This is a genomic window from Nitratireductor sp. ZSWI3 (assembly GCF_024655565.1).
Lineage (GTDB): Bacteria > Pseudomonadota > Alphaproteobacteria > Rhizobiales > Rhizobiaceae > Nitratireductor.
The window spans coordinates 1-18,818 of record NZ_JANKOF010000095.1 but is presented as its reverse complement, the minus strand read 5'-3'; the positions used below and the strand labels follow the sequence as shown (position 1 = coordinate 18,818).

General features: G+C 66.8%; 21 protein-coding genes and 1 other RNA gene. 12 read left to right on the top strand and 10 right to left on the bottom strand.

Features of this window, described 5'->3' with window-relative positions; translation table 11 throughout:
- The coding region (locus NUU27_RS21095; RefSeq protein WP_257764226.1) for a cytochrome c family protein at nucleotides 1-573 on the bottom strand (573 nt) is incomplete at its 3' end.
- Between the two features lie 197 nt (nucleotides 574-770).
- Between NUU27_RS21095 and NUU27_RS21090 the strand changes: the two genes are divergently transcribed.
- Both NUU27_RS21090 and NUU27_RS21085 read left to right on the top strand, forming a co-directional pair.
- Nucleotides 771-1,544, top strand: a complete 774-nt coding sequence (locus tag NUU27_RS21090; protein WP_257764225.1) for a 3-deoxy-manno-octulosonate cytidylyltransferase — start codon at nucleotides 771-773, stop codon at nucleotides 1,542-1,544.
- Between the two features lie 91 nt (nucleotides 1,545-1,635).
- Nucleotides 1,636-2,505, top strand: a complete 870-nt coding sequence (locus NUU27_RS21085) for a prephenate dehydratase (RefSeq protein WP_257764224.1) — start codon at nucleotides 1,636-1,638, stop codon at nucleotides 2,503-2,505.
- A gap of 84 nt (nucleotides 2,506-2,589) precedes the next feature.
- Here NUU27_RS21085 and nudC read toward each other — a convergent pair whose 3' ends face one another.
- The gene (gene nudC / locus NUU27_RS21080) at nucleotides 2,590-3,534 is read right to left on the bottom strand and encodes an NAD(+) diphosphatase (protein WP_257764223.1); all 945 of its coding nucleotides are present in this window, start codon (nucleotides 3,532-3,534) and stop codon (nucleotides 2,590-2,592) included.
- Between the two features lie 97 nt (nucleotides 3,535-3,631).
- Nucleotides 3,632-4,051 carry an HIT domain-containing protein gene (locus NUU27_RS21075; protein ID WP_257764222.1) on the bottom strand — a complete coding sequence of 140 codons (420 nt, stop codon included), beginning with the start codon at nucleotides 4,049-4,051 and terminating at the stop codon, nucleotides 3,632-3,634.
- A gap of 133 nt (nucleotides 4,052-4,184) precedes the next feature.
- Between NUU27_RS21075 and ffs the strand changes: the two genes are divergently transcribed.
- From ffs to NUU27_RS21045, 6 genes are all read left to right on the top strand, one after another.
- Nucleotides 4,185-4,281: signal recognition particle sRNA small type (gene ffs / locus NUU27_RS21070), an RNA gene on the top strand.
- A gap of 136 nt (nucleotides 4,282-4,417) precedes the next feature.
- Entirely contained in the window at nucleotides 4,418-6,250 is a 1,833-nt protein-coding gene (locus NUU27_RS21065; protein ID WP_257764220.1) for a DNA polymerase III subunit gamma/tau, read from the top strand.
- A 16-nt stretch (nucleotides 6,251-6,266) separates the two neighbouring features.
- Nucleotides 6,267-6,590: a YbaB/EbfC family nucleoid-associated protein gene (locus NUU27_RS21060; protein WP_257764218.1), complete on the top strand. Its 324-nt coding sequence runs from the start codon at nucleotides 6,267-6,269 to the stop codon at nucleotides 6,588-6,590.
- Between the two features lie 121 nt (nucleotides 6,591-6,711).
- Nucleotides 6,712-7,317, top strand: a complete 606-nt coding sequence (gene recR, locus NUU27_RS21055) for a recombination mediator RecR (RefSeq protein WP_257764217.1) — start codon at nucleotides 6,712-6,714, stop codon at nucleotides 7,315-7,317.
- Nucleotides 7,318-7,373: 56 nt separating this feature from the next.
- On the top strand, nucleotides 7,374-8,576 hold the full coding sequence (locus NUU27_RS21050) for a lytic murein transglycosylase (RefSeq protein WP_257764228.1): 1,203 nt from the start codon (nucleotides 7,374-7,376) through the stop codon (nucleotides 8,574-8,576).
- A 443-nt stretch (nucleotides 8,577-9,019) separates the two neighbouring features.
- On the top strand, nucleotides 9,020-9,412 hold the full coding sequence (locus NUU27_RS21045) for a Kazal-type serine protease inhibitor (protein ID WP_257764216.1): 393 nt from the start codon (nucleotides 9,020-9,022) through the stop codon (nucleotides 9,410-9,412).
- A gap of 44 nt (nucleotides 9,413-9,456) precedes the next feature.
- On the opposite strand, the gene NUU27_RS21040 is transcribed toward NUU27_RS21045, so the two are convergent.
- A complete protein-coding gene (locus NUU27_RS21040; RefSeq protein WP_257764215.1) occupies nucleotides 9,457-10,125 on the bottom strand; it encodes a GntR family transcriptional regulator in 669 nt (222 codons plus the stop codon).
- 185 nt (nucleotides 10,126-10,310) lie between these two features.
- Between NUU27_RS21040 and NUU27_RS21035 the strand changes: the two genes are divergently transcribed.
- The 4 genes from NUU27_RS21035 to NUU27_RS21020 are packed head-to-tail and all read left to right on the top strand — an operon-like array spanning nucleotide 10,311 to nucleotide 14,057.
- Entirely contained in the window at nucleotides 10,311-11,570 is a 1,260-nt protein-coding gene (locus NUU27_RS21035; protein ID WP_257764213.1) for an FAD-binding oxidoreductase, read from the top strand.
- A gap of 12 nt (nucleotides 11,571-11,582) precedes the next feature.
- Nucleotides 11,583-12,584, top strand: coding sequence for a 4-hydroxyproline epimerase (locus tag NUU27_RS21030; RefSeq protein ID WP_257764211.1), 1,002 nt, complete (start codon nucleotides 11,583-11,585; stop codon nucleotides 12,582-12,584).
- An 11-nt stretch (nucleotides 12,585-12,595) separates the two neighbouring features.
- Nucleotides 12,596-13,699: a cis-3-hydroxy-L-proline dehydratase gene (locus NUU27_RS21025; protein ID WP_257764209.1), complete on the top strand. Its 1,104-nt coding sequence runs from the start codon at nucleotides 12,596-12,598 to the stop codon at nucleotides 13,697-13,699.
- A 1-nt stretch (nucleotide 13,700) separates the two neighbouring features.
- A complete protein-coding gene (locus NUU27_RS21020) occupies nucleotides 13,701-14,057 on the top strand; it encodes a hypothetical protein (RefSeq protein WP_257764207.1) in 357 nt (118 codons plus the stop codon).
- A 142-nt stretch (nucleotides 14,058-14,199) separates the two neighbouring features.
- Here the strand turns inward: NUU27_RS21020 and rpsU are convergent, their stop codons facing one another.
- The 6 genes from rpsU to cobA form a co-directional block, all read right to left on the bottom strand.
- Complete coding sequence (gene rpsU, locus NUU27_RS21015; protein WP_009449380.1) at nucleotides 14,200-14,427, bottom strand: 30S ribosomal protein S21; 228 nt, start codon at nucleotides 14,425-14,427, stop codon at nucleotides 14,200-14,202.
- 318 nt (nucleotides 14,428-14,745) lie between these two features.
- Complete coding sequence (locus tag NUU27_RS21010) at nucleotides 14,746-15,267, bottom strand: DUF934 domain-containing protein (RefSeq protein WP_257764205.1); 522 nt, start codon at nucleotides 15,265-15,267, stop codon at nucleotides 14,746-14,748.
- A gap of 10 nt (nucleotides 15,268-15,277) precedes the next feature.
- Nucleotides 15,278-16,042, bottom strand: a complete 765-nt coding sequence (locus tag NUU27_RS21005) for a phosphoadenylyl-sulfate reductase (RefSeq protein WP_257764203.1) — start codon at nucleotides 16,040-16,042, stop codon at nucleotides 15,278-15,280.
- Nucleotides 16,017-17,687, bottom strand: coding sequence for a nitrite/sulfite reductase (locus NUU27_RS21000; protein WP_257764202.1), 1,671 nt, complete (start codon nucleotides 17,685-17,687; stop codon nucleotides 16,017-16,019). Before NUU27_RS21000 ends, NUU27_RS21005 begins: the two co-directional genes overlap by 26 nt.
- An 18-nt stretch (nucleotides 17,688-17,705) precedes the next feature.
- Nucleotides 17,706-18,014: a DUF2849 domain-containing protein gene (locus NUU27_RS20995; RefSeq protein ID WP_257764201.1), complete on the bottom strand. Its 309-nt coding sequence runs from the start codon at nucleotides 18,012-18,014 to the stop codon at nucleotides 17,706-17,708.
- A partial coding sequence (gene cobA, locus NUU27_RS20990) for a uroporphyrinogen-III C-methyltransferase (protein ID WP_257764199.1) occupies nucleotides 18,014-18,818 on the bottom strand: 805 nt, incomplete at its 5' end. The genes NUU27_RS20995 and cobA, both read right to left, overlap by 1 nt.

Genomic DNA, 18,818 nt, shown 5'->3' with positions numbered 1-18,818 from the left:
CTCCTCGGCCGCGCCTTCGGCGCCGGCCTCGGGCAGCGCCGCCGGCGTGGCGGCATGCTGACGCAGGAAGGCGATGAGATCGGCACGGTCCTCGATCTTCTTCAGGCCGGCAAAGGCCATCGCCGTGCCCGACACGAGGCCCTTCGGGTTGGTCAGGAAGTGATCGAGATTCTCATAGGTCCAGTGCGTGCTGCCGCCCTCAGCGAATTCCTTCATGCCGGCGGAATAGCTGAAACCCTCATGGCTGGCGACCGGGCGATCGACGATTTCCCAGAGATTGGGGCCGACCTTGTTGGCGCCGCCGTCTTCCACCGTGTGGCAGGCCTGGCAGCGCTTGAAGATGGCCTCGCCCTTCGTCGCGTCGGCGGCGGCCAACAGCGGCAGGATCGATTCGGGAGCCGCGCTTTCGCCGGCCTCGCCCGCGCCTTCGCTCTCGGCGACCTCGATCGCATAGCCGGGCGTCTCCGGTGCGGGTGCGTTGAAGATCGTGTCCGAAAGGAGGCTGATCGAGAAGATGACGAAAACCGCGCCCAGCAGGGCGCCGAGGATTTTGTTGAGTTCGAAAGAGTTCATTCGCCCTGGGGCTCCCTGTTCCGGACGCTCGCGGCGGCATGGAAACCCTGGTCTCCGCGCTCGTGTCCCCCGCGTTCGGCCGATGCCGGTAAAATCGCGCGGAAACTAGGTCTTTTGCTCCGCGCTTGCAACACATATAAGGCTCTTCCAGTGAGACTTTTTGCCACTTTCACATTCCAGATGAGCATTCTCCCGCCATGTCCGTCCTCATCCTGATTCCCGCGCGCATGGCTTCCACCCGCCTGCCGGGAAAGCCGCTCGCCGACATCGCCGGCCGCCCCATGATCGTTCAGGTGGCCGAGCGCGCCCGCGAGAGCGGTGTCGGGCGGGTCGCGGTGGCGACCGACACCCGCGAGGTGGCTGCGGCCGTAGAGGCGGCAGGCTTCGAGGCGGTGCTGACGCGCGGCGATCACGAATCCGGTTCCGACCGCATCTTCGAGGCGCTGGGCAGGATCGATCCGGACGGCGCGTTCCGGACAATCGTCAATCTCCAGGGGGATCTGCCGACCATCCCGCCGCACGACATCGGCGCCGTGCTGGGCCCGCTCGAGGATGCGGCCGTCGACATCGCCACGCTGGGCGTGGAGATCACCCATGAGGGAGAGAAGACCAACCCGAACGTCGTGAAGATCGTCGGCGCGCCGAATGCCGAGCGGCCCTCCAGGATGCGTGCGCTCTATTTCACGCGCGCCACCGCCCCCTGGGGCGAGGGGCCGCTTTATCATCATGTCGGCATCTACGCCTATCGCCGCGCGGCGCTGGAGCGCTTCGTCGCGCTGCGGCCCTCGCCGCTGGAAAGGCGCGAGCGCCTCGAGCAGTTGCGCGCGCTCGAGGCGGGAATGCGCATCGATGCGGAAATCGTCGGCTCGGTGCCGCTCGGCGTCGACACGCCGGACGACCTCCAGCGCGCTCGTGAAATTCTTGCAGCCGGTGGTGCGATCCTGGCAGATGGTACCCATCTGCCAGGATAAATCGCCCCACCACATCAATAGTTTGTGGGCTGACTCCAAACGGATGGATACCATCCGTTTGGAGTCAGCCCACCAGAATGGACCTTTGAAGATGGCACCCAAGACCAACAAGATCGCCTTCCAGGGCGAGCCAGGAGCCAATTCCGACACGGCGTGCCGCAACATGTTTCCCGACATGGAGCCGCTGCCGTGCCCGACCTTCGAGGACGCGTTCAACGCGGTGGAGACCGGCAAGGCCGATCTGGCGATGATCCCGATCGAGAACACCATTGCCGGGCGCGTGGCCGACATCCACCACCTTCTGCCGCAGTCGAAGCTGCACATCGTCGGCGAATATTTCCTGCCGATCCACTTCCAGCTCATGGTGCTGCCCGGCGTGAAGGCGGAGGAGATCAAGACCGTCTACAGCCACATCCACGCGCTCGGCCAGTGCCGCAAGATCATCCGCAAGAACCGGTGGAAGGGAACGGTGGCCGGCGACACGGCGGGCGCCGCCCGCCTGGTTTCCGAACTGGGCGATCGATCCAACGCCGCCCTGGCGCCGCTGCTTGCGGCGGAACTCTACGGGCTCGACATCGCCATGGAGAATGTCGAGGACACCGACAACAACGTGACGCGGTTCGTGGTCCTGTCGAAGGAAAAGAGCTGGGCGCGGCGGACTTCGCCGGAGCAGACGATGATGACCACCTTCATCTTCCGCGTGCGCAACGTGCCCGCGGCGCTCTACAAGGCCATGGGCGGCTTTGCCACCAACGGCGTCAACATGACCAAGCTGGAGAGCTATCAGCTCGGCGGCAAGTTCTTTTCCACGCTGTTCTACGCCGACATCGAAGGGCATCCGGACGATCGCAATGTTTCGCTGGCGCTGGAAGAGCTGAGCTTCTTCTCGCGCGAGGTGCGCATCCTGGGCGTCTATGAGGGGCATCCCTTCCGCGCGACGCAGAGCGAGGATGATGATTGAGGCATCCCTCGCGCATCGGCCCGAAAATCGGAATCGATTTTCGGAAAGCACGACGCTGTAGCATCCGAAAGGACGCGGGATGCGCTATTCTCCGGCGGCCCAATCGCGGATGAGGATGTTGGCGATGGCGCCGCCGGGGGGCACGCGGTAGCCTTCCGGGTGCCGGTTTTCCAGCATCTGGCGCACCTCGGCGCGTGAAAACCAGCGGCACTCCTCCAATTCGTTCTCGTCGACGGTGATCGCCTCGCTCAGCGCTTCGGCGTAGCAGCCGATCATCAGCGAATAGGGAAACGGCCAGGGCTGGCTGGCGTGATAGGCGACCTTGCCGAGGACGATGCCCGATTCCTCGAGGATTTCACGGCGCACGGCGGCCTCGATGGTCTCCCCCGGCTCGACGAATCCGGCCAGGCACGAGACGACGCCGGGCGCGAAATGCGGCCCGCGGCCGAGCAGGCACCGGCCGCCTTTGACGGCGAGCATGATGACCACCGGGTCCGTGCGCGGGAAGTGCTCGCGGCCGCAGGCGGAGCAGACGCGCTTGTAGCCGCCGGCCCGCATCTGCGTCTGCACGCCGCAACGGCCGCAATAGCGGTGATTTGCATGCCAGGCGATGAGGGATGCGCCTTGTGCCAGTGCGCCGAGCGCCGCCTCGTCGATCAGGCCTTGAATATAGACCGAGCGATAGTCGATGGCCTTGATGGCCTCCGGCAGCGCTTCGGGATCGCCGGCCAGGGGAACGGCCAGAACCGGCGCCTCCCCCTCATGACCGAGCAGCACGGCCTCGCCGGCCAGCATGCCGAGCGTATCGGCCTCGGCCCTGGTGAAATAGGGCTCGAATGCATTCTCGCCCGCCACGCGCAGGCAGATCCGCCCCTCGGTGAAGAGCAGGAGCCGCGCGCCGGCCTGCTCCAGGGCCCGCTCGGCGGAATCGTCGCTGCGGGTCTCGGCCTGCCGGTCGATGCGATTGCCGGAAAAGGCGACGCGCCGGCTCGCTTCGCCGTGCGGCATCTCAAGAGAAAAGACGGTCATGGACGGGGATCGTTCCGCTGGATCAAGTCTATACCTTTGGATTGAACCAATCCAAAGGTATAGACTTGACCGGTTTCAATAAGTTGGAGCGCGGCGATCATAGCCTGCCGCGAATCGTTTCGGCAAGCCGGTGCAGGTCCTCGCGCCGGTAGGGCTCGCGCACGCCGTGGCCCCAGACCGGGCCCGGCCAGCCGGCATCGCCCTCGCTGCGCGCCACCACGTGAATGTGGAGCTGGCGCACCACATTGCCGAGGGCGGCGCTGTTGATCTTGGTGCAGCCGGTCAGCTCCTTCAGCGCCTGGGCAACCATGTTGGTCTCGAAGCTGACCATCGCCTGGTCGAGCGGCGTGAGGTCGTGGATCTCCTCCATGCCGGATCGCTGCGGAATGAGGATCAGCCAGGGCCAGCGCCGGTCGTCGCGCAGCCTGAGCTCGCACAGGCCGAGCCACATCACGTGGATGCTTTCGGCTTCCAGACGCGGGTCGAGCTCGAATCCTGGCTTGGTGCCCGGCAGCATGGCGTTTCCCCATTATCATTGATGGAAAGCTAGATGGAGCCGCGTGCGGCTGCAAGCGAATGATTGCGGGGGGAAACGGGAAAGCGGATCTCTTCCCTTGCATTTGCCGCCGCGATTGCCGATATGGGGGCCGGGAGGTTGGTGGTGGACGCGCCACTCGCCAACCGGGTCAGGTCCGGAAGGAAGCAGCCCTAACGAGCCAGGCACGGGTCGCCGTGCCAGCCTCCCGCCTTCTCTTCGTCGTCCGGCGCTCACATGTCGAAGGTCAGTCTTGTCGTCCACTTTCTCCGCTTTGTCGATTGACGTCGAACCTGCTCCAAGGGGAGACTGGGCGGACGAGGATGATAAAGAGAGAGCACCGACCCGATGACCGAGGCCGGAACCAGCGCGACGGACAAGGCCAACGGCGCCTACCGGGTTCTCGCGCGCAAATACCGCCCGAGCGATTTTTCCGGACTGATCGGCCAGGAGCCGATGGTGCGCACCCTGACCAACGCCTTCGCGGCGGGCCGCATCGCCCAGGCCTGGATGCTGACGGGCGTGCGCGGGGTCGGCAAGACGACCACGGCGCGCATTCTGGCCAGGGCGCTGAACTACAAGACCAATGCGATCGACAAGCCGACCGTCGAGCTGACGCAGGAAGGCGAGCACTGCAAAGCCATCCTGGAAGGCCGCCATGTCGACGTGATCGAGATGGACGCCGCCTCGCACACCGGCATCGACGACATTCGCGACATCATCGATCAGGTCCGCTATGCGCCGGTCTCGGCGCGCTACAAGGTCTACATCATCGACGAGGTCCACATGCTCTCCAACCAGGCCTTCAACGGCCTGTTGAAGACGCTTGAGGAACCGCCGCCGCATGTGAAGTTCATCTTCGCCACCACCGAGATCCGCAAGGTCCCCATCACCATCCTGTCGCGCTGCCAGCGCTTCGACCTGCGCCGCATCGACGCCGCGGTGATCAAGGCCGACCTTGCCCGCATCGGCGGGCTGGAGGGCGTCGAGGCCGAGGACGAGGCGCTGGCGATGATCGCCCGGGCCGCCGAGGGCTCGATGCGCGACGCGCAGTCGATCTTCGACCAGGCGATCGCCCATTCCTCCGGCAGGGTGACGGCGGAAACCGTGCGCGAGATGCTGGGGCTCGCCGACCGGACCCGCGTCATCGATCTGTTCGCGCATCTCATGGGGGGCGACGTGGCGGCGGCCCTCGCCGAATTCCGCGCCCAGTACGACGTCGGCGCGGATCCCGCCACCGTGCTCAACGATCTGGCCGAGTTCAACCATCTGGTGACGCGGCTGCGCTTCGTTCCCGAGGCGGCCGACGACGCCGCGCTTTCGGAGGATGAGCGCACGCGCGGTCTGGAGTTTTCCAGGACGCTGTCGGTGCGCGTGTTGTCGCGCTCCTGGCAGATGCTCCTGAAAGGCATCCAGGAGGTGCAGTCTTCCGGCCGGCCCGTGGCGGCCGGCGAGATGGTGCTGATCCGCCTCGCGCACGCGACCACCCTGCCGACCCTGGACGAGGCGCTGAAAGAGCTGGAGAACAGGCCTGCGGGCGGCAACGGCCAGGCGGGACACGCCTCCGGCCCCGCACCTTCCGCGCCCTCCGGCAACGGTGGCGGCAACATGATGACCGGAGCGATGGCGACGCAGCGCATGCCGGTCTCGGGTGGCGGACAGACCATGCGGCTCGTGCAGCCGGCGCTGGCCGAAGACCGCGCGCCGGCACCGATGGTGTCGCCCGCCGTGCAGGAGGAGCCCGCCGACGCCGTGCGGCTCGCCTCGCTGGAGGACATCGCAAACCTCGCCGACGCCAATCGCGACATGGCCTTCAAGGTGCAGTTCAAGCGCTGCGTGCGGCTGGTGCAGATCGAGCCCGGCCGTCTCTCCGTGAACCTGGTCGATGATGCGCCGAAAACGCTGCTCGGCGATCTGACCAACCGCCTCAAGGACTGGACGGGCCGACGCTGGATGGTGTCGCTGTCGAGCGAGCCGGGTGGCCCGACGCTCGCCGAGCAGGAGGCGGGCCGCCGCGAGAGCGTGCTGGCCGACGCCAGGGCCGATCCCGCGGTCATGGCGATCCTGCAGCAGTTTCCCGGCGCGCGCATCATCGACGTGCGCATTCCCGATGCGGTGGCCGAGGACACCGGAACGCTTCCGGCGATTGAGCCGGACGAAGACGAAGACGACGATTTCTGAACGATTGGAGACCACCATGCGTGATCTGATGGGTCTGATGGGCAAGGCCAAGGAAATGCAGGCCAAATTTCAGGCGATGCAGGAAGAGATCGCCCGGATGGAGGCCGATGGCCAGGCGGGCGGCGGCGCCGTGAAGGTGACGCTGTCCGGCAAGTTCGAGATGAAGGGGCTGAAGATCGATCCGTCGCTCTTCAAGGAGGACGATGTGGAGATCCTCGAGGACCTGATTCTCGCCGCTCACAACGACGCCAAGGCGAAGATCGAGGCTGCCATGCAGCAGAAGACGCAGGAAATGACGGCCGGCCTGCCGATCCCGCCCGGCATGAAGCTGCCGTTTTGAAAACAGCGAATAGCGAATAGGGAGTAGCGAATAGGGAGATTGACGACGGCGCGGCCAAACACGAACTATTCGCTACTCTCTATTCGCTACTCGCTATTCCCTATTCGCTCCTAGTGTAGCCATGTCGAAATCCATCGCCGGTCCCGAGATCGAACGTCTCATTCAGCTCCTGGCACGGGTGCCCGGCCTGGGGCCCCGTTCGGCGCGCCGCGCGGCGCTGCATCTGATCAAGAAGAAGGAGCAGCTCTTCGCGCCGCTCTCGGCCGCCATGGCCGAGGCGCTCGACCGGGTGCGCGTCTGCACGACCTGCGGCAATGTCGATACCAGCGATCCCTGCGCGATCTGCTCCGATGCGCGTCGCGACGGGACGACCCTCATCGTCGTCGAAGACGTGTCCGACCTGTGGGCGCTGGAGCGGGCGGGCGCGATGAACGCGCGCTATCATGTGCTCGGCGGCACCTTGTCGCCCCTCGACGGGATCGGGCCGGACGACCTCAACATCAAGGGGCTGGTGAGCCGCATCGCCGGCGGCGGGGTGTCCGAGGTCATCCTCGCCGTCAACGCGACGGTCGAGGGGCAGACGACGGCCCATTACATCACGGATCAACTGGCCGGCCTGGACGTCAAGGTGACGCGTCTGGCCCATGGCGTTCCGGTGGGCGGCGAGCTCGATTACCTCGACGAGGGAACGCTGGCCGCCGCCCTCAAATCGCGGACGATGTTTTGAACGCGCGCCGTGATGGAAGACGCGCCGCGAAGGCGCGGCGGCTGCTCGGTCCGGCGATGGCCCTCATTCTGAGCCTGATCGCAGCGCCCGCGGCGGCGCAGTCGATCGACCGGCAGTTCCAGTCCTGGCTTGCCGACGACCTGTGGCCCGAGGCGCGGGCGCGGGGGATCTCCTCGGAAACGTTCAACGCGGCCTTTGCCGGCGTGAAGCCGAACCTGAAGCTGCCGGACCTGGTGCTGCCCGGCGAGACGAAGCCGCGCGGAACGGCGCAGCATCAGGCCGAGTTCCGTGCGCCGGAAGCCTATTTCAAGCACATTGGCGGCGTCGTCTCGGGCGGCCGGGCGCGGGCTGCAGGGCTTGCCGCCGGGCTTGCGGCGATCGAGCGGGCCTACGGGGTGCCGCGCGGCATCCTCCTCGCCATCTGGGGGCGCGAATCGGGCTTCGGCAGCGCCAAGATCCCCTACGACGCCTTCGAGGTGCTGGGCACCAAGGCGTTTCTGGCCACCCGCAAGGAGATGTTCCGCCAGGAGGTGCTTGCAGCGCTCGAGATGGTGGAACGGCGCGGCGTCGGCCCGCGCGCGATGCGCTCCTCCTGGGCCGGTGCGATGGGCCAGCCGCAGTTCATGCCGTCCTCCTACCTGAAATACGCGGTGGACGGCGACGGGGACGGGCGGGCCGACATCTGGAATTCGGACCTCGACACGCTCGCCTCGATCGCCAACTATCTCGCCAAGTATGGCTGGGTGAAAGGGCGCGACTGGGGGTTCGAGGTGACGGTGCCGGCCACCGTGTCCTGCGCGCTGGAAGGTCCCGACCGCGGCAAGCGCATCGCCGATTGGCAGGCGCTCGGTGTGCGCCGCGTCGGCGGCAAGGATTTCCCCGCCCATGAGCTGCGCGCCGAGGGCTATCTGATGATGCCGGCGGGCCGCTATGGCCCTGCCTTCCTCGTCACGCCGAACTTCTATCGGCTGAAGGACTACAACGAAAGCGACCTTTATGCGCTTTTCGTCGGCCACGCCGGCGACCGCATCATGTATGGCGATCTGCGCTTTGCCGGCGCGTGGCAACGGGTCGCCGGGTTCGATCGCGGCGATGTCGCGGCGCTGCAGAGAAGCCTCGAGCGGCTCGGTTACGATGTCGGCGGGGCCGACGGCCTTGCCGGGTTCAAGACGCGGCGCTCGATCGGTGCATGGCAGCAGAAAAACGGGCAGGCGGCCACCTGCTTTCCTGAAATCGACATAATGCGCCGGCTGAAATAGGCGCGTTCATGCCGGGGGGCTCTCCGTGCCGTGCGATTACACGGCCGATCGAAGGACTGTTTTCATGTCTCCCATTGCCAAGCCGAAGCGGCTCTATTCCGCCGTAGCCCTTCTCCTCTCGACGCCCGGTCTTATCGGCTGCATAGACACGGTGCCCCGTCCGTCATCGGCAGCGCCGGTGCCGCCGGCTTCTGTCTGGTCGAACGACGATCCCGACTGCCGGCGCTGGCAAGCGCCCGGCGTCAAATGCACCCCGCGCTCGAATGTTGCGACGAATGCGTGCAACAGCCGCGACCTGAGCAACTGTCCGCGTTGACCGCCGCCCATCGGCAACACGTTGGTATTGCTGAACAATGCGCTGGCAACGTGCTTGAAATAGGATAATCTGCCTCTCGGGACGAGGCGCGGGGCATGACCGCGATGTTTTGAGAGAGGGCTTTCCAGTGTCTGTTTCCAAGCTGTTGATCCATCTCGGCGCGCTGTTCGGCGCCGCCATCATCCTGGCAAGTTGCACGGTTGTCGTGGAGGAAGGGCCGACGCGTCCGCCGCGGCCCGACCGCCCGCAGATCTGCACCAGGGAATACGCGCCCGTCTGCGCCCGTGCCGGAAGCCGGCAGCGGACGTTCTCGAACGCCTGCATGGCGCGCGCCGCCGGGTATCGTCCGGTGCATCCCGGTCAGTGCCGGCAGCAGTCTGAGCGGCCCGACCGTCCGCAGGCCTGCACGATGGAATACCGCCCGGTGTGCGCCCGTCGCGGCGGCAGCGTCCGCACCTTCGGCAATGCCTGCAGCGCCCGCGCCGAAGGCTACCGGGTGGTGCGTCCGGGCGCCTGCTGAGATCGGCCGAACCGGGTGCGCGCCGAGAGTGCGCGCATCCGGTTTCATCGGCGCCGCTGGTCGAGGAAGGCCAGCAGCGAGCGGCTGGCGTCGAGGATGTGGGCGCGGGTGAGGCGGGCAGCCTCGTCCGCGTTGCCTCCTGCGCACACATCGTAGATCGCCTGGTGCTCCGCACGGGCCCGCCCGATACCGTCGGTCAGGGTGAGCTGCGCGCGCAGGTAGCGGTCGACCCGGTCGAGCGAGGAGCGGATGACCTGCAGATGGTAGGGGCGGTCCGCCGCCGCATAGAGGCTGTAGTGGAAATTGCGGTTGATCTCGCCCCATAGCGAGGGATCGCGCTCGCTGGCGAAGGCCTGCAGATGCCGCTGTGCCTCGGCGAGATGCTCCGGCGTGAGGCGCGGCACCGCGAGCCGGACGATCTCGCTCTCGATCAGCGCGCGGAACTCGAAGATCTCCTCCACCTCCGCCGAAGACAGCGCGGCGACGACGGTTCCCCTGTAGCGCTCGTTCGTGACCAGACCGTCCTGCTCCAGCCGCTTCAGGGCCTCGCGCACCGGAATGCGGCTGGTGTTGAACAGCCGGGCGATGTGATCCTGGCGCAGATGCTCCCCCTCGGCGAGGTCGCCCTCGACGATCGCCTTGCGCAGCGCTTCGAACACGAGATCGGCCGCCGAGGCCGATTGTCTGACGTCGATGGGATCGAGTTTCAGCATGCCCTGTTTCCGAATGGGTCCGGTCGCAACATTTGAATTGTATATTGGATCCAATCCGCGTTAAAGGATTTTGACCGGCGTCGCACCTGACGGCAAAATGCTATGGGAGGAGTTCCGATCATGAGCAAGGGCGCCTGCGCGCTGTTGATCCCTTGTGTGTCCCGCGCGGAAAGTCCGGTGGCCCGATGAGAACCGCATCCGGGGAACAGGCCGTCGATGTCGCCATTGTCGGCGGCGGTATCGTCGGGATCGCCTCCGCCTTTCGCCTCGCCGCCTTGGGGCTTGCCGTCGCCTTGATCGAGCGCGACGAGCCGGCCAACGCCGCCAGCCGCGGCAATGCCGGGGCGTTCGCCTTTCCCGCCATCCTGCCGCTCGCCTCGCCCGGCATCCTGTTCAAGGCGCCGAAATGGCTCGTCGATCCGCTCGGCCCGCTCGCCATCCCGCCGGCCGAGTTTCCGGCCGTGCTGCCCTGGCTGCTGCGCTTCTTCCGCGCCAGCCTGCCGGATCGCGTCGAGGCGAGCACGGCGGCGCTCGCCGCCCTCAACGGCCTGACCGAGCAGGAAACCGCCGGGCTGACCCGGGAAGCCGGCATCGCCGGCTTCGTGCGCCATGACGGGGCGCTGGAACTCTACGAGAGCGAGGCCGAATGGCGCGCCTCGCTGCCCGCCTGGGAGCGCTGCGAGCGGATGGGCATCGAGGTCGAGCATGTCGGCGGCGAGCGGCTCGCCGAGCTGCAGCCCGGCCTGTCGCCGCGCCTCGTCAAGGCGGTGTTCCTGCCGCAATGGCAGACGGTCAGCGATCCGCGCGACTATGCGCTGGCGCTGTTGAAGGCGGCCGAGGCGCGCGGCGTCCGGGTGATGCGGAAGAACGCGGCGCGGCTGGCGCCGCACGCCGATGGCGTGACCGTCGTCCTGGAGGACGGAGGCGAGCTCGATGCCGGCCATGCGGTTGTGGCGGCGGGGCCATGGTCGAAGGCGCTGGCCGCGACCCTCGGCGACCGCTTGCCGGTGACGCCGGAGCGCGGTTACAACACGACGCTGCCGCCCGGCGCCTTCGACCTGAAGCGGCAGTTGACCTTTCCCTCGCATGGCTTCGTCGTCACGCCGCTCGATACGGGCATCCGCGTCGGCGGCGCCTCCGAGCTGGCGCGCTTCGACGCGCCGGCGAACTTCAAGCGTTCGAGGCACATGCTCGACAAGGCGGCCCGCTTCCTGCCCGGGCTGAAGCGCGAGGGCGGAGTGGAATGGATGGGATCGCGGCCCTCCATGCCGGACTCCCTGCCGGTGATCGGCCATGCGCCCGCCTCCCGGCGCGTCATCTATGCCTTCGGACACGGGCATCTGGGCCTCACGCAGTCGGCCGGCACCGCCCGGCTGGTGAGCGAGCTCGTTCTCGGTCAAAATCCTTCCATCGACATCACGCCGTTCCGGCCCGACCGGTTCTGAGAGGAGACCACCATGGCGGTCAGCACCTTCACCTGCATCGACGGTCACACCTGCGGCAACCCGGTTCGCGTGGTGGCCGGCGGCGGGCCGCTGCTGAAGGGTGACACGATGCTCGAGCGGCGGGCGCACTTCCTGGCCGAGTTCGACTGGATCCGCACCGGCCTGATGTTCGAGCCGCGCGGCCACGACATGATGTCGGGGTCGATCCTCTATCCGCCGACGCGCGAGGATTGCGACATCGGCATCCTGTTCATCGAGACCTCCGGCTGCTTGCCCATGTGCGGCCATGGCACGATCGGCACGATCACGATCGGCATCGAGAATGGGCTGATCCGTCCGCGCGAACCGGGCGTCGTGCGCCTCGACACGCCGGCCGGTCTGGTGGTGGCCGAATACGAGCAGGAGGGCCGTTTTGTCGAGAAGGTGCGGCTCACCAACGTGCCGGCCTTCCTGCATTCGACCGGCCTGACGGCTGAGGTGGAGGGGCTGGGCGAGGTGACGGTGGACGTCGCCTATGGCGGCAATTTCTACGCCATCGTCGAGCCGCAGGCGGCCTTCCGCGATATCGCCGACCACACGGCGGGCGAACTGATCTCGTGGAGCCCCAGGCTGCGCGCCGCGCTTAACGCGAAATACGAATTCGTGCATCCGCAAAAGCCCGACATCAAAGGGTTGAGCCACATCCTGTGGACGGGCCGGCCGACCAGAGCTGAAGCGCATGCGCGCAACGCGGTGTTCTACGGTGACAAGGCGATCGACCGCTCGCCCTGCGGCACCGGCACCTCAGCGCGCATGGCGCACCGGCATGCCAAGGGCCTGTTGAAGCCGGGCGAGGATTTCGTGCACGAAAGCATCATTGGCTCGCTGTTCGAGGGGCGCATCGAGGCAGAGACCGAGGTGGCCGGCAAGCCCGCCATCATCCCCTCCGTCGCCGGCTGGGCGCGGGTAACGGGGTACAACACGATCCAGATCGACGACCGCGATCCCTACGCGCGCGGTTTCGTGGTGGTTTGAGGAGGAACGCCATGAAGATCACCGCCATCCACGCCTACCAGGTGGACCTGCCGCTGAAGGAGGGGCGTTACGCCTGGTCGAACGGAAACTTCGTGGAGGTGTTCGATTCCACCGTCGTCGCCATCGAGACCGACAGCGGGCTGGTCGGCTATGCCGAATGCTGCCCGCTGGGCTCGGCCTATCTGCCCTCCTACGCCCGCGGGGTGCGCGCCGGCATGGAGGAGATCGCGCCGCGGCTGATCGGCCTCGATCCGACCAATCTCGGGCTGATCAACCGGACGATGGACGCAGCGCTGAACGGCCACCCCTATGTCAAGGCCCCGCTCGACATCGCCTGCTGGGATCTGCTCGGCAAGGCAGCCGGCCTGCCGCTCGGCACGCTGCTCGGCGGCACCGCGCAGGACGAGGTGCGGCTCTATAGGGCCATTTCGCAGGAAGATCCGGAGACGATGGCGCGGAAAATAGCCGGCTACAAGAAGGAAGGTTACACGAAGTTCCAGCTCAAGGTGGGCGGCAATGCCGACGACGACATCGCCCGCATCCGCGCCTGCCGCGAGATCCTCGACGCCGCGGACGTCTTGGTCGCCGATGCCAACACCGGCTGGACCCGGCACGAGGCGGCGCGCGTGGTGGATGCGGTGGCCGATCTCGACGTCTATGTCGAGCAGCCTTGCGCCACCTACGAGGAGTGCCTGTCGATCCGCCGCCGCACGGCCAAGCCATTCGTCATGGACGAGAACATCACCGGGCTCGACATGCTGTTGCGCGGGCTCGCCGACGATGCGTTCGACGTCATCAACCTCAAGATCTCCAAGGTCGGCGGGCTCTCCAAAGCGCGCACGATGCGCGACGTCTGCGTGGCGCACGGCATTGCCATGACCATCGAGGACACCTGGGGCGGCGACATCGTGACCGCGGCGATTGCCCATCTGGCGCAGTCGACGCCGGCGGATTTCGTCTTCTCGGCGACCGATTTCAATTCCTACGGCACGAAGACGATTGCCGCAGGCGCACCACAGTGCGTCAATGGCGGCATGAAGGCGTCGCAGGCTCCGGGGCTCGGGGTCGAGCCCGATTTCACGGTGCTCGGCGCACCGGTTCTGTCGTTCAGGTGAGATGTTCGGGGTTTTAGGAAAAGTTTACCGTATCGCGGGAATGCCGCATCCGCGCGGAACGATTTGCGCCTTCCGGGGGTTTCCCGTCGCAAGTGACGACGACGAACCGGCAGAAGCGATGGCAAAGCAAGGCGACAGACGGAAGCGATCGGCCGATACGGAGCGCGCCGATCTCGAGCGCGAGATCCGGCGGCGTTTCGGCCATCCCGAGAACAGGAGGGTCCTGCGGATGATGCCCCAGTTCTCGCTGGTGCCGGGCATGCCGGATCGTTTTCGTGAACTCCTCGGCAAGCTTGATGAAGCGGAGAAACACGCCCGCCGAGGTTTCCGGTCAGGTGGATCCCCTGACGCGGCATGAATGCGGTCGAAACGAACTGAGCGTACCGATCTTCGTACTCTCGAAGACCCTCACCCAAAACAGAACGAGGACGGGGCAAAGCGCCACACCGTCCTCGTCTTGATCTTTCGTCACAGGCCGGAGTGGCCCGTGCGCCGAAGCCTCAGGCGGCGCGGCGCTTCTTCGGCAGGAGACCTTCGCGCTGGGCCTGCTTGCGGGCCAGCTTGCGGGCGCGTCGAATGGCCTCGGCACGCTGCCGGGTGCGCTTTTCGGACGGTTTCTCGTAAGAGCGGCGGGCTTTCATTTCCCGGAAGACGCCTTCGCGCTGCATCTTCTTCTTGAGCACGCGGAGGGCTTGGTCGACATTGTTGTCGCGAACGATAACCTGCAATGGACTTCCTTCTACGGTTGGCGTTTCAACGGGTTGAGCATGATCGAGGCGCCGGATGGCGCGAAAAGCAGCTCGCGTTCAAAGTAATCGGCATCGATGCAGGGGCCGGTCACGGCCGGCGGCAGGGATGCTGAAAAGCGCCCGAAGGGCGACTCAGGACGGAGCGCACCATAACAGAAGTTCCGCGGATTGCACCCCGTGAGGTGAATATAGGTCGAAACGCCCGGATTTCGAGTCTCGCCGGTGCAATCGGGGACCGCGCACGGCGCCGGCGCCCGAAGCGGGCGGGTTGCGGCCCGCGGGAACGGCGCGGTCGGATCAGGCCGAGAGACGGCGCCAGGCGTAGGAGCCGGGGGCGGCGGCTGCTCGGGCAGCCGGCTGATAATAGAGCGGGATGCCCGCTTCCTTGCCGGCCTCAAGCTGAGCCAGCGTGTGCGGGTTGGAGACCGCAAGGCCGGAGAAGCCGACGCGCAGCATATGCGCGACCTGGTCGATGAGGATATCGCCCGTGGCGCGGATCTCGCCGCGATAGCCATGGCGCGTGCGCAGGAGCTCGGCCTTGGAATAGCTGCGTCCGTCGTTGAACGCCGGAAAGGCGAGCGCCACCAGCGGCAGGCGGGGAAGATATGGCAGCAGGGCATCGAGCGCCTCGCCCGGCAGGAGCTCGACGCCGATGCGCTCGGCCTCGCGTTCGCGCAGCTCCGGATCGAGCGCCAGGAACGCTTCCAGCGGCAGGATCACGCGGCCAGCATCGGCAAGCGCCGCTGCATCCTCGCCGCGCCGCCAGTCGTCTTCCCGAAATCCCCGTTCGGTCCAGAGCCGGATGTCAGTCGTGGTCATGGGCATGTCCTCAGGATGACGGCGACAGGGCCACTTCAAGCCCCGGCAGGTGGATACCGCACTCGGTCTTGGCCTGGCCGGCCCAGCGCCCGGAGCGCGGGTCTTCGCCGGGCTGAACCGGGGTCGTGCAGGGGAAGCAGCCGATCGACAAATAGCCGAACGCCACCAGCGGGTTCTGCCTGAGATCGTGCTTCACCATGTAGGCAGCCTGATCCTCGGTGGTCCAGCGCGCCAGCGGATTGATGCGGATGCGCGGGCCGACCGCCTCGAAGACCGGCATGTCGGCACGCGTCGCCGCCTGGCCGCGCTTGCGGCCGGTGAACCAGGCGCGGTAGGGCGCCACGGCGCGCGCCATCGGCTCCACCTTGCGGATCGCGCAGCAACCGTCGGTGTCGCTCTTGTGCAGAACGCCGTCCGGATCGTTGGCAGCGAGCGCATCGTCGAGCGGCCTGATGACGACGATGTTGGTGAGTCCCAGATCGTCGGCGAGCTGATCGCGATACTCGAGCGTCTCGCCGAAATGCTGGCCGGTATCGAGGAAGGTTACCGGCAGGTCGGGATCCGCCTCGGCGATGAGATGCAGAAGGGCGGCCGAGTCCGCGCCGAAGGACGAGGTCGCCGCGATGCCGCCCGCCTCGCGGAAGAAATCGATCGCCACGGCGATGATCTCCTCGGCCGGCAGGTGACCGTAGCGCTCGTCGAGCTCCGCCGCCAGCGCCGCCGCCTCGCCTTCGCCTAGCGCGGCTGCCTCAGGCTGCCTTGGCTTCGTGGCCATAAAGGGCCTCCTTGAACGGTGCCGGCCCCAGGCGCCGATAGGCGTCGAGGAAGGTCTCGGCCTTGCTTTCGCGGTTGGCGAGATAGGTTTCGACAACGGTCTCCACGGCGTCGGTGATCTCGTCCGGGCCGAAGCCGCGGCCGATGATCTCGCCGATGGTCGAGCCCTCGCGGGCCGAACCGCCGAGCGTCACCTGATAAAGCTCGGCGCCCTTCTTCTCAACACCCAGGATGCCGATATGGCCGACATGGTGGTGTCCGCAGGCGTTGATGCAGCCGGAGATCTTGATCTGCAGATCGCCGATCTCCTCCTGCCGCGCCTGCGTGCCGAAGCGCCGCGAGATCTCCTGGGCGACCGGGATGGAGCGGGCGTTGGCGAGCGCGCAGTAGTCGAGGCCGGGGCAGGCGATGATGTCGGTGATGAGGCCGGCATTGGCCGTCGCCAGGCCGATCTCGACCAGCGCGGCGTGGATCGCCGGCAGGTCGGCGCGGGCCACATGCGGCAGGATCAGGTTCTGCTCGTGGCTGACCCGAATCTCGTCATTGCCGTATTGCTCGGCGAGATCTGCGATGGCGTCCATCTGGGCATCGGAGGCATCGCCCGGCACCTCGCCGATGCCCTTCAGCGAAATGGTGACGCATGCATAGTCCGGATGGCGATGCGTCGTGGCGTTGCGGCGGAGCCAGTCGGCAAAGCCGGGATTTGTCTTCGTCGCCTCGGAGACGACGGCGTCGCCTTCAGGCCGGGCCTTGAGGCGCGGTGGCGCGAAATAGGCTTCGATCGCCCGGATGTCGGCCTCCGGCAGCTTCAATTCGCTCTCCCGCAGCGCCGCGAATTCCTTTTCCACCGCCGCCGTCAATTCTTCGGTGCCGGTCTCATGGACGAGGATCTTGATCCGCGCCTTGTACTTGTTGTCGCGCCGTCCATTGAGATTGTAGACCCGCAGGATCGCCGTCGTGTAGGAGAGCAGGTCTTCTTCCGGCAGGAAGTCGCGGATCTTCTTCGCCACCATCGGCGTGCGGCCGAGGCCGCCGCCGACATAGACGGCGAAGCCCAATTCGCCCTTGTCGTTCTTTTTCAGATGCAGGCCGATATCGTGCACCTCGATCGCCGCCCGGTCGCGCTCGGCGCCCGTCACGGCGATCTTGAACTTGCGCGGCAGGTAGGAGAACTCCGGGTGCAGCGACGACCACTGCCGCAGGATTTCCGCGTAGGGGCGCGGGTCGGCGACCTCGTCGGCGGCCGCCCCGGCGAAATGATCGGCGGTGACGTTGCGAATGCAGTTTCCGGAGGTCTGGATCGCGTGCATCTCGACCTCTGCAAGCTCTTCCAGGATCTGCGGGATGTCGGTCAGCTTTGGCCAGTGGAACTGCAGGTTCTGGCGCGTGGTGAAATGGCCGTAGCCCTTGTCGTAGGTGCGCGCGATGTGGGCCAGCTTGCGCAACTGGCGCGGCGACAGCGTGCCGTAGGGGATGGCGATGCGCAGCATATAGGCATGAAGCTGCAGGTAGACGCCGTTCATCAGCCGGAGCGGCTTGAACTGGTCCTCCGTGAGTTCGCCCGAAAGCCGCCGCTCCACCTGATCGCGGAACTCGGCGACGCGGGCCTGCACGAAGGCATGATCGAATTCGTCGTAGCGGTACATCGTGTCTAACCCTGCGGTTCAGGCGGCGTGCCGGGCGACCCGGCGGGCCTGCTTGCCGAGATCGGGGTGGATGGACGGCCCGCCGGCGCGGATGCGTTCGCGCAGGCGGTTGGGGAGGATGCGGCCATCGGCGACCTCGACGTCGACCAGTGTGATATCCAGCACCAGATTGGCGGCCAGCGCCTCGCTGCCGGTCGCCAGCAGGCGCTCTTCGGCAGCCTTGTCGCGGGCGACATGCGCCGCGTCGATCGTCTCGACCCAGCAATCGCCGGCGCCGAGCCAGACGGTTTCGCCATCGGTCAGGCGGTTGGCGGCAAGGATCTTCATCAGGCACGCTCCAGTTGGCGCTTGCGGGCGGCGAGCGCCTCGGAGCGCTCGAAATTGGCACCGGCGACGGCGTCGCCGATCAATGTCATGACGGGTCCGGTCAGCTCGCCGCGCTCGGCCAGTGCCGGCAGGTCGGCCAGCGTGCCGTGCAGCAGGCGCTTATCCTCGCGGCTGGCGTTCTCGACGACGGCGACGGCGGTGTCGGCGGAAAGCCCAGCCTCCATCAGCCGAGCCGCGACATCGGCGGCCACCGAGCGGCCCATATAGACGGCGACCGTGGCGCCGGAGACGGCCAGGCTCGCCCAGTCCGGCAGGGTGCGGCCCTTGAGGTCGTGCCCGGTGGTGAAGACGATCGAGGAGGCGACGCCGCGCAGCGTCAGCGGCAATTCGAAATCGGCGGCGGCGGCAAAGGCCGCCGTGACGCCCGGTACCACCTCGTAGGAGATGCCGGCCTCGCGCAGCACCGCCATCTCCTCGCCGGCGCGGCCGAAGATCAGCGGGTCGCCGGACTTGAGCCGCACGACGCGCTTGCCGGCGCGGCCGAGAGCGACCAGGAGGTCGTTGATTTGCGCCTGGCTCTTGGAGTGGCAGCCCTTGCGCTTTCCAACGCCGATACGCTCCGCGTCGCGCCGGCCCATGGCGACCACCGCCTCGGGCACCAGAGCATCGTGAACGATGACGTCCGCTTCCATTAGAAGCCGCTGGGCGCGCAGGGTCAGCAGATCTTCGGCGCCCGGGCCGGCGCCGACCAGCGCGATATGGCCGGGCAGCGCCTCGCCGGCGGCGAGCAGGCTGGAGGCGCTG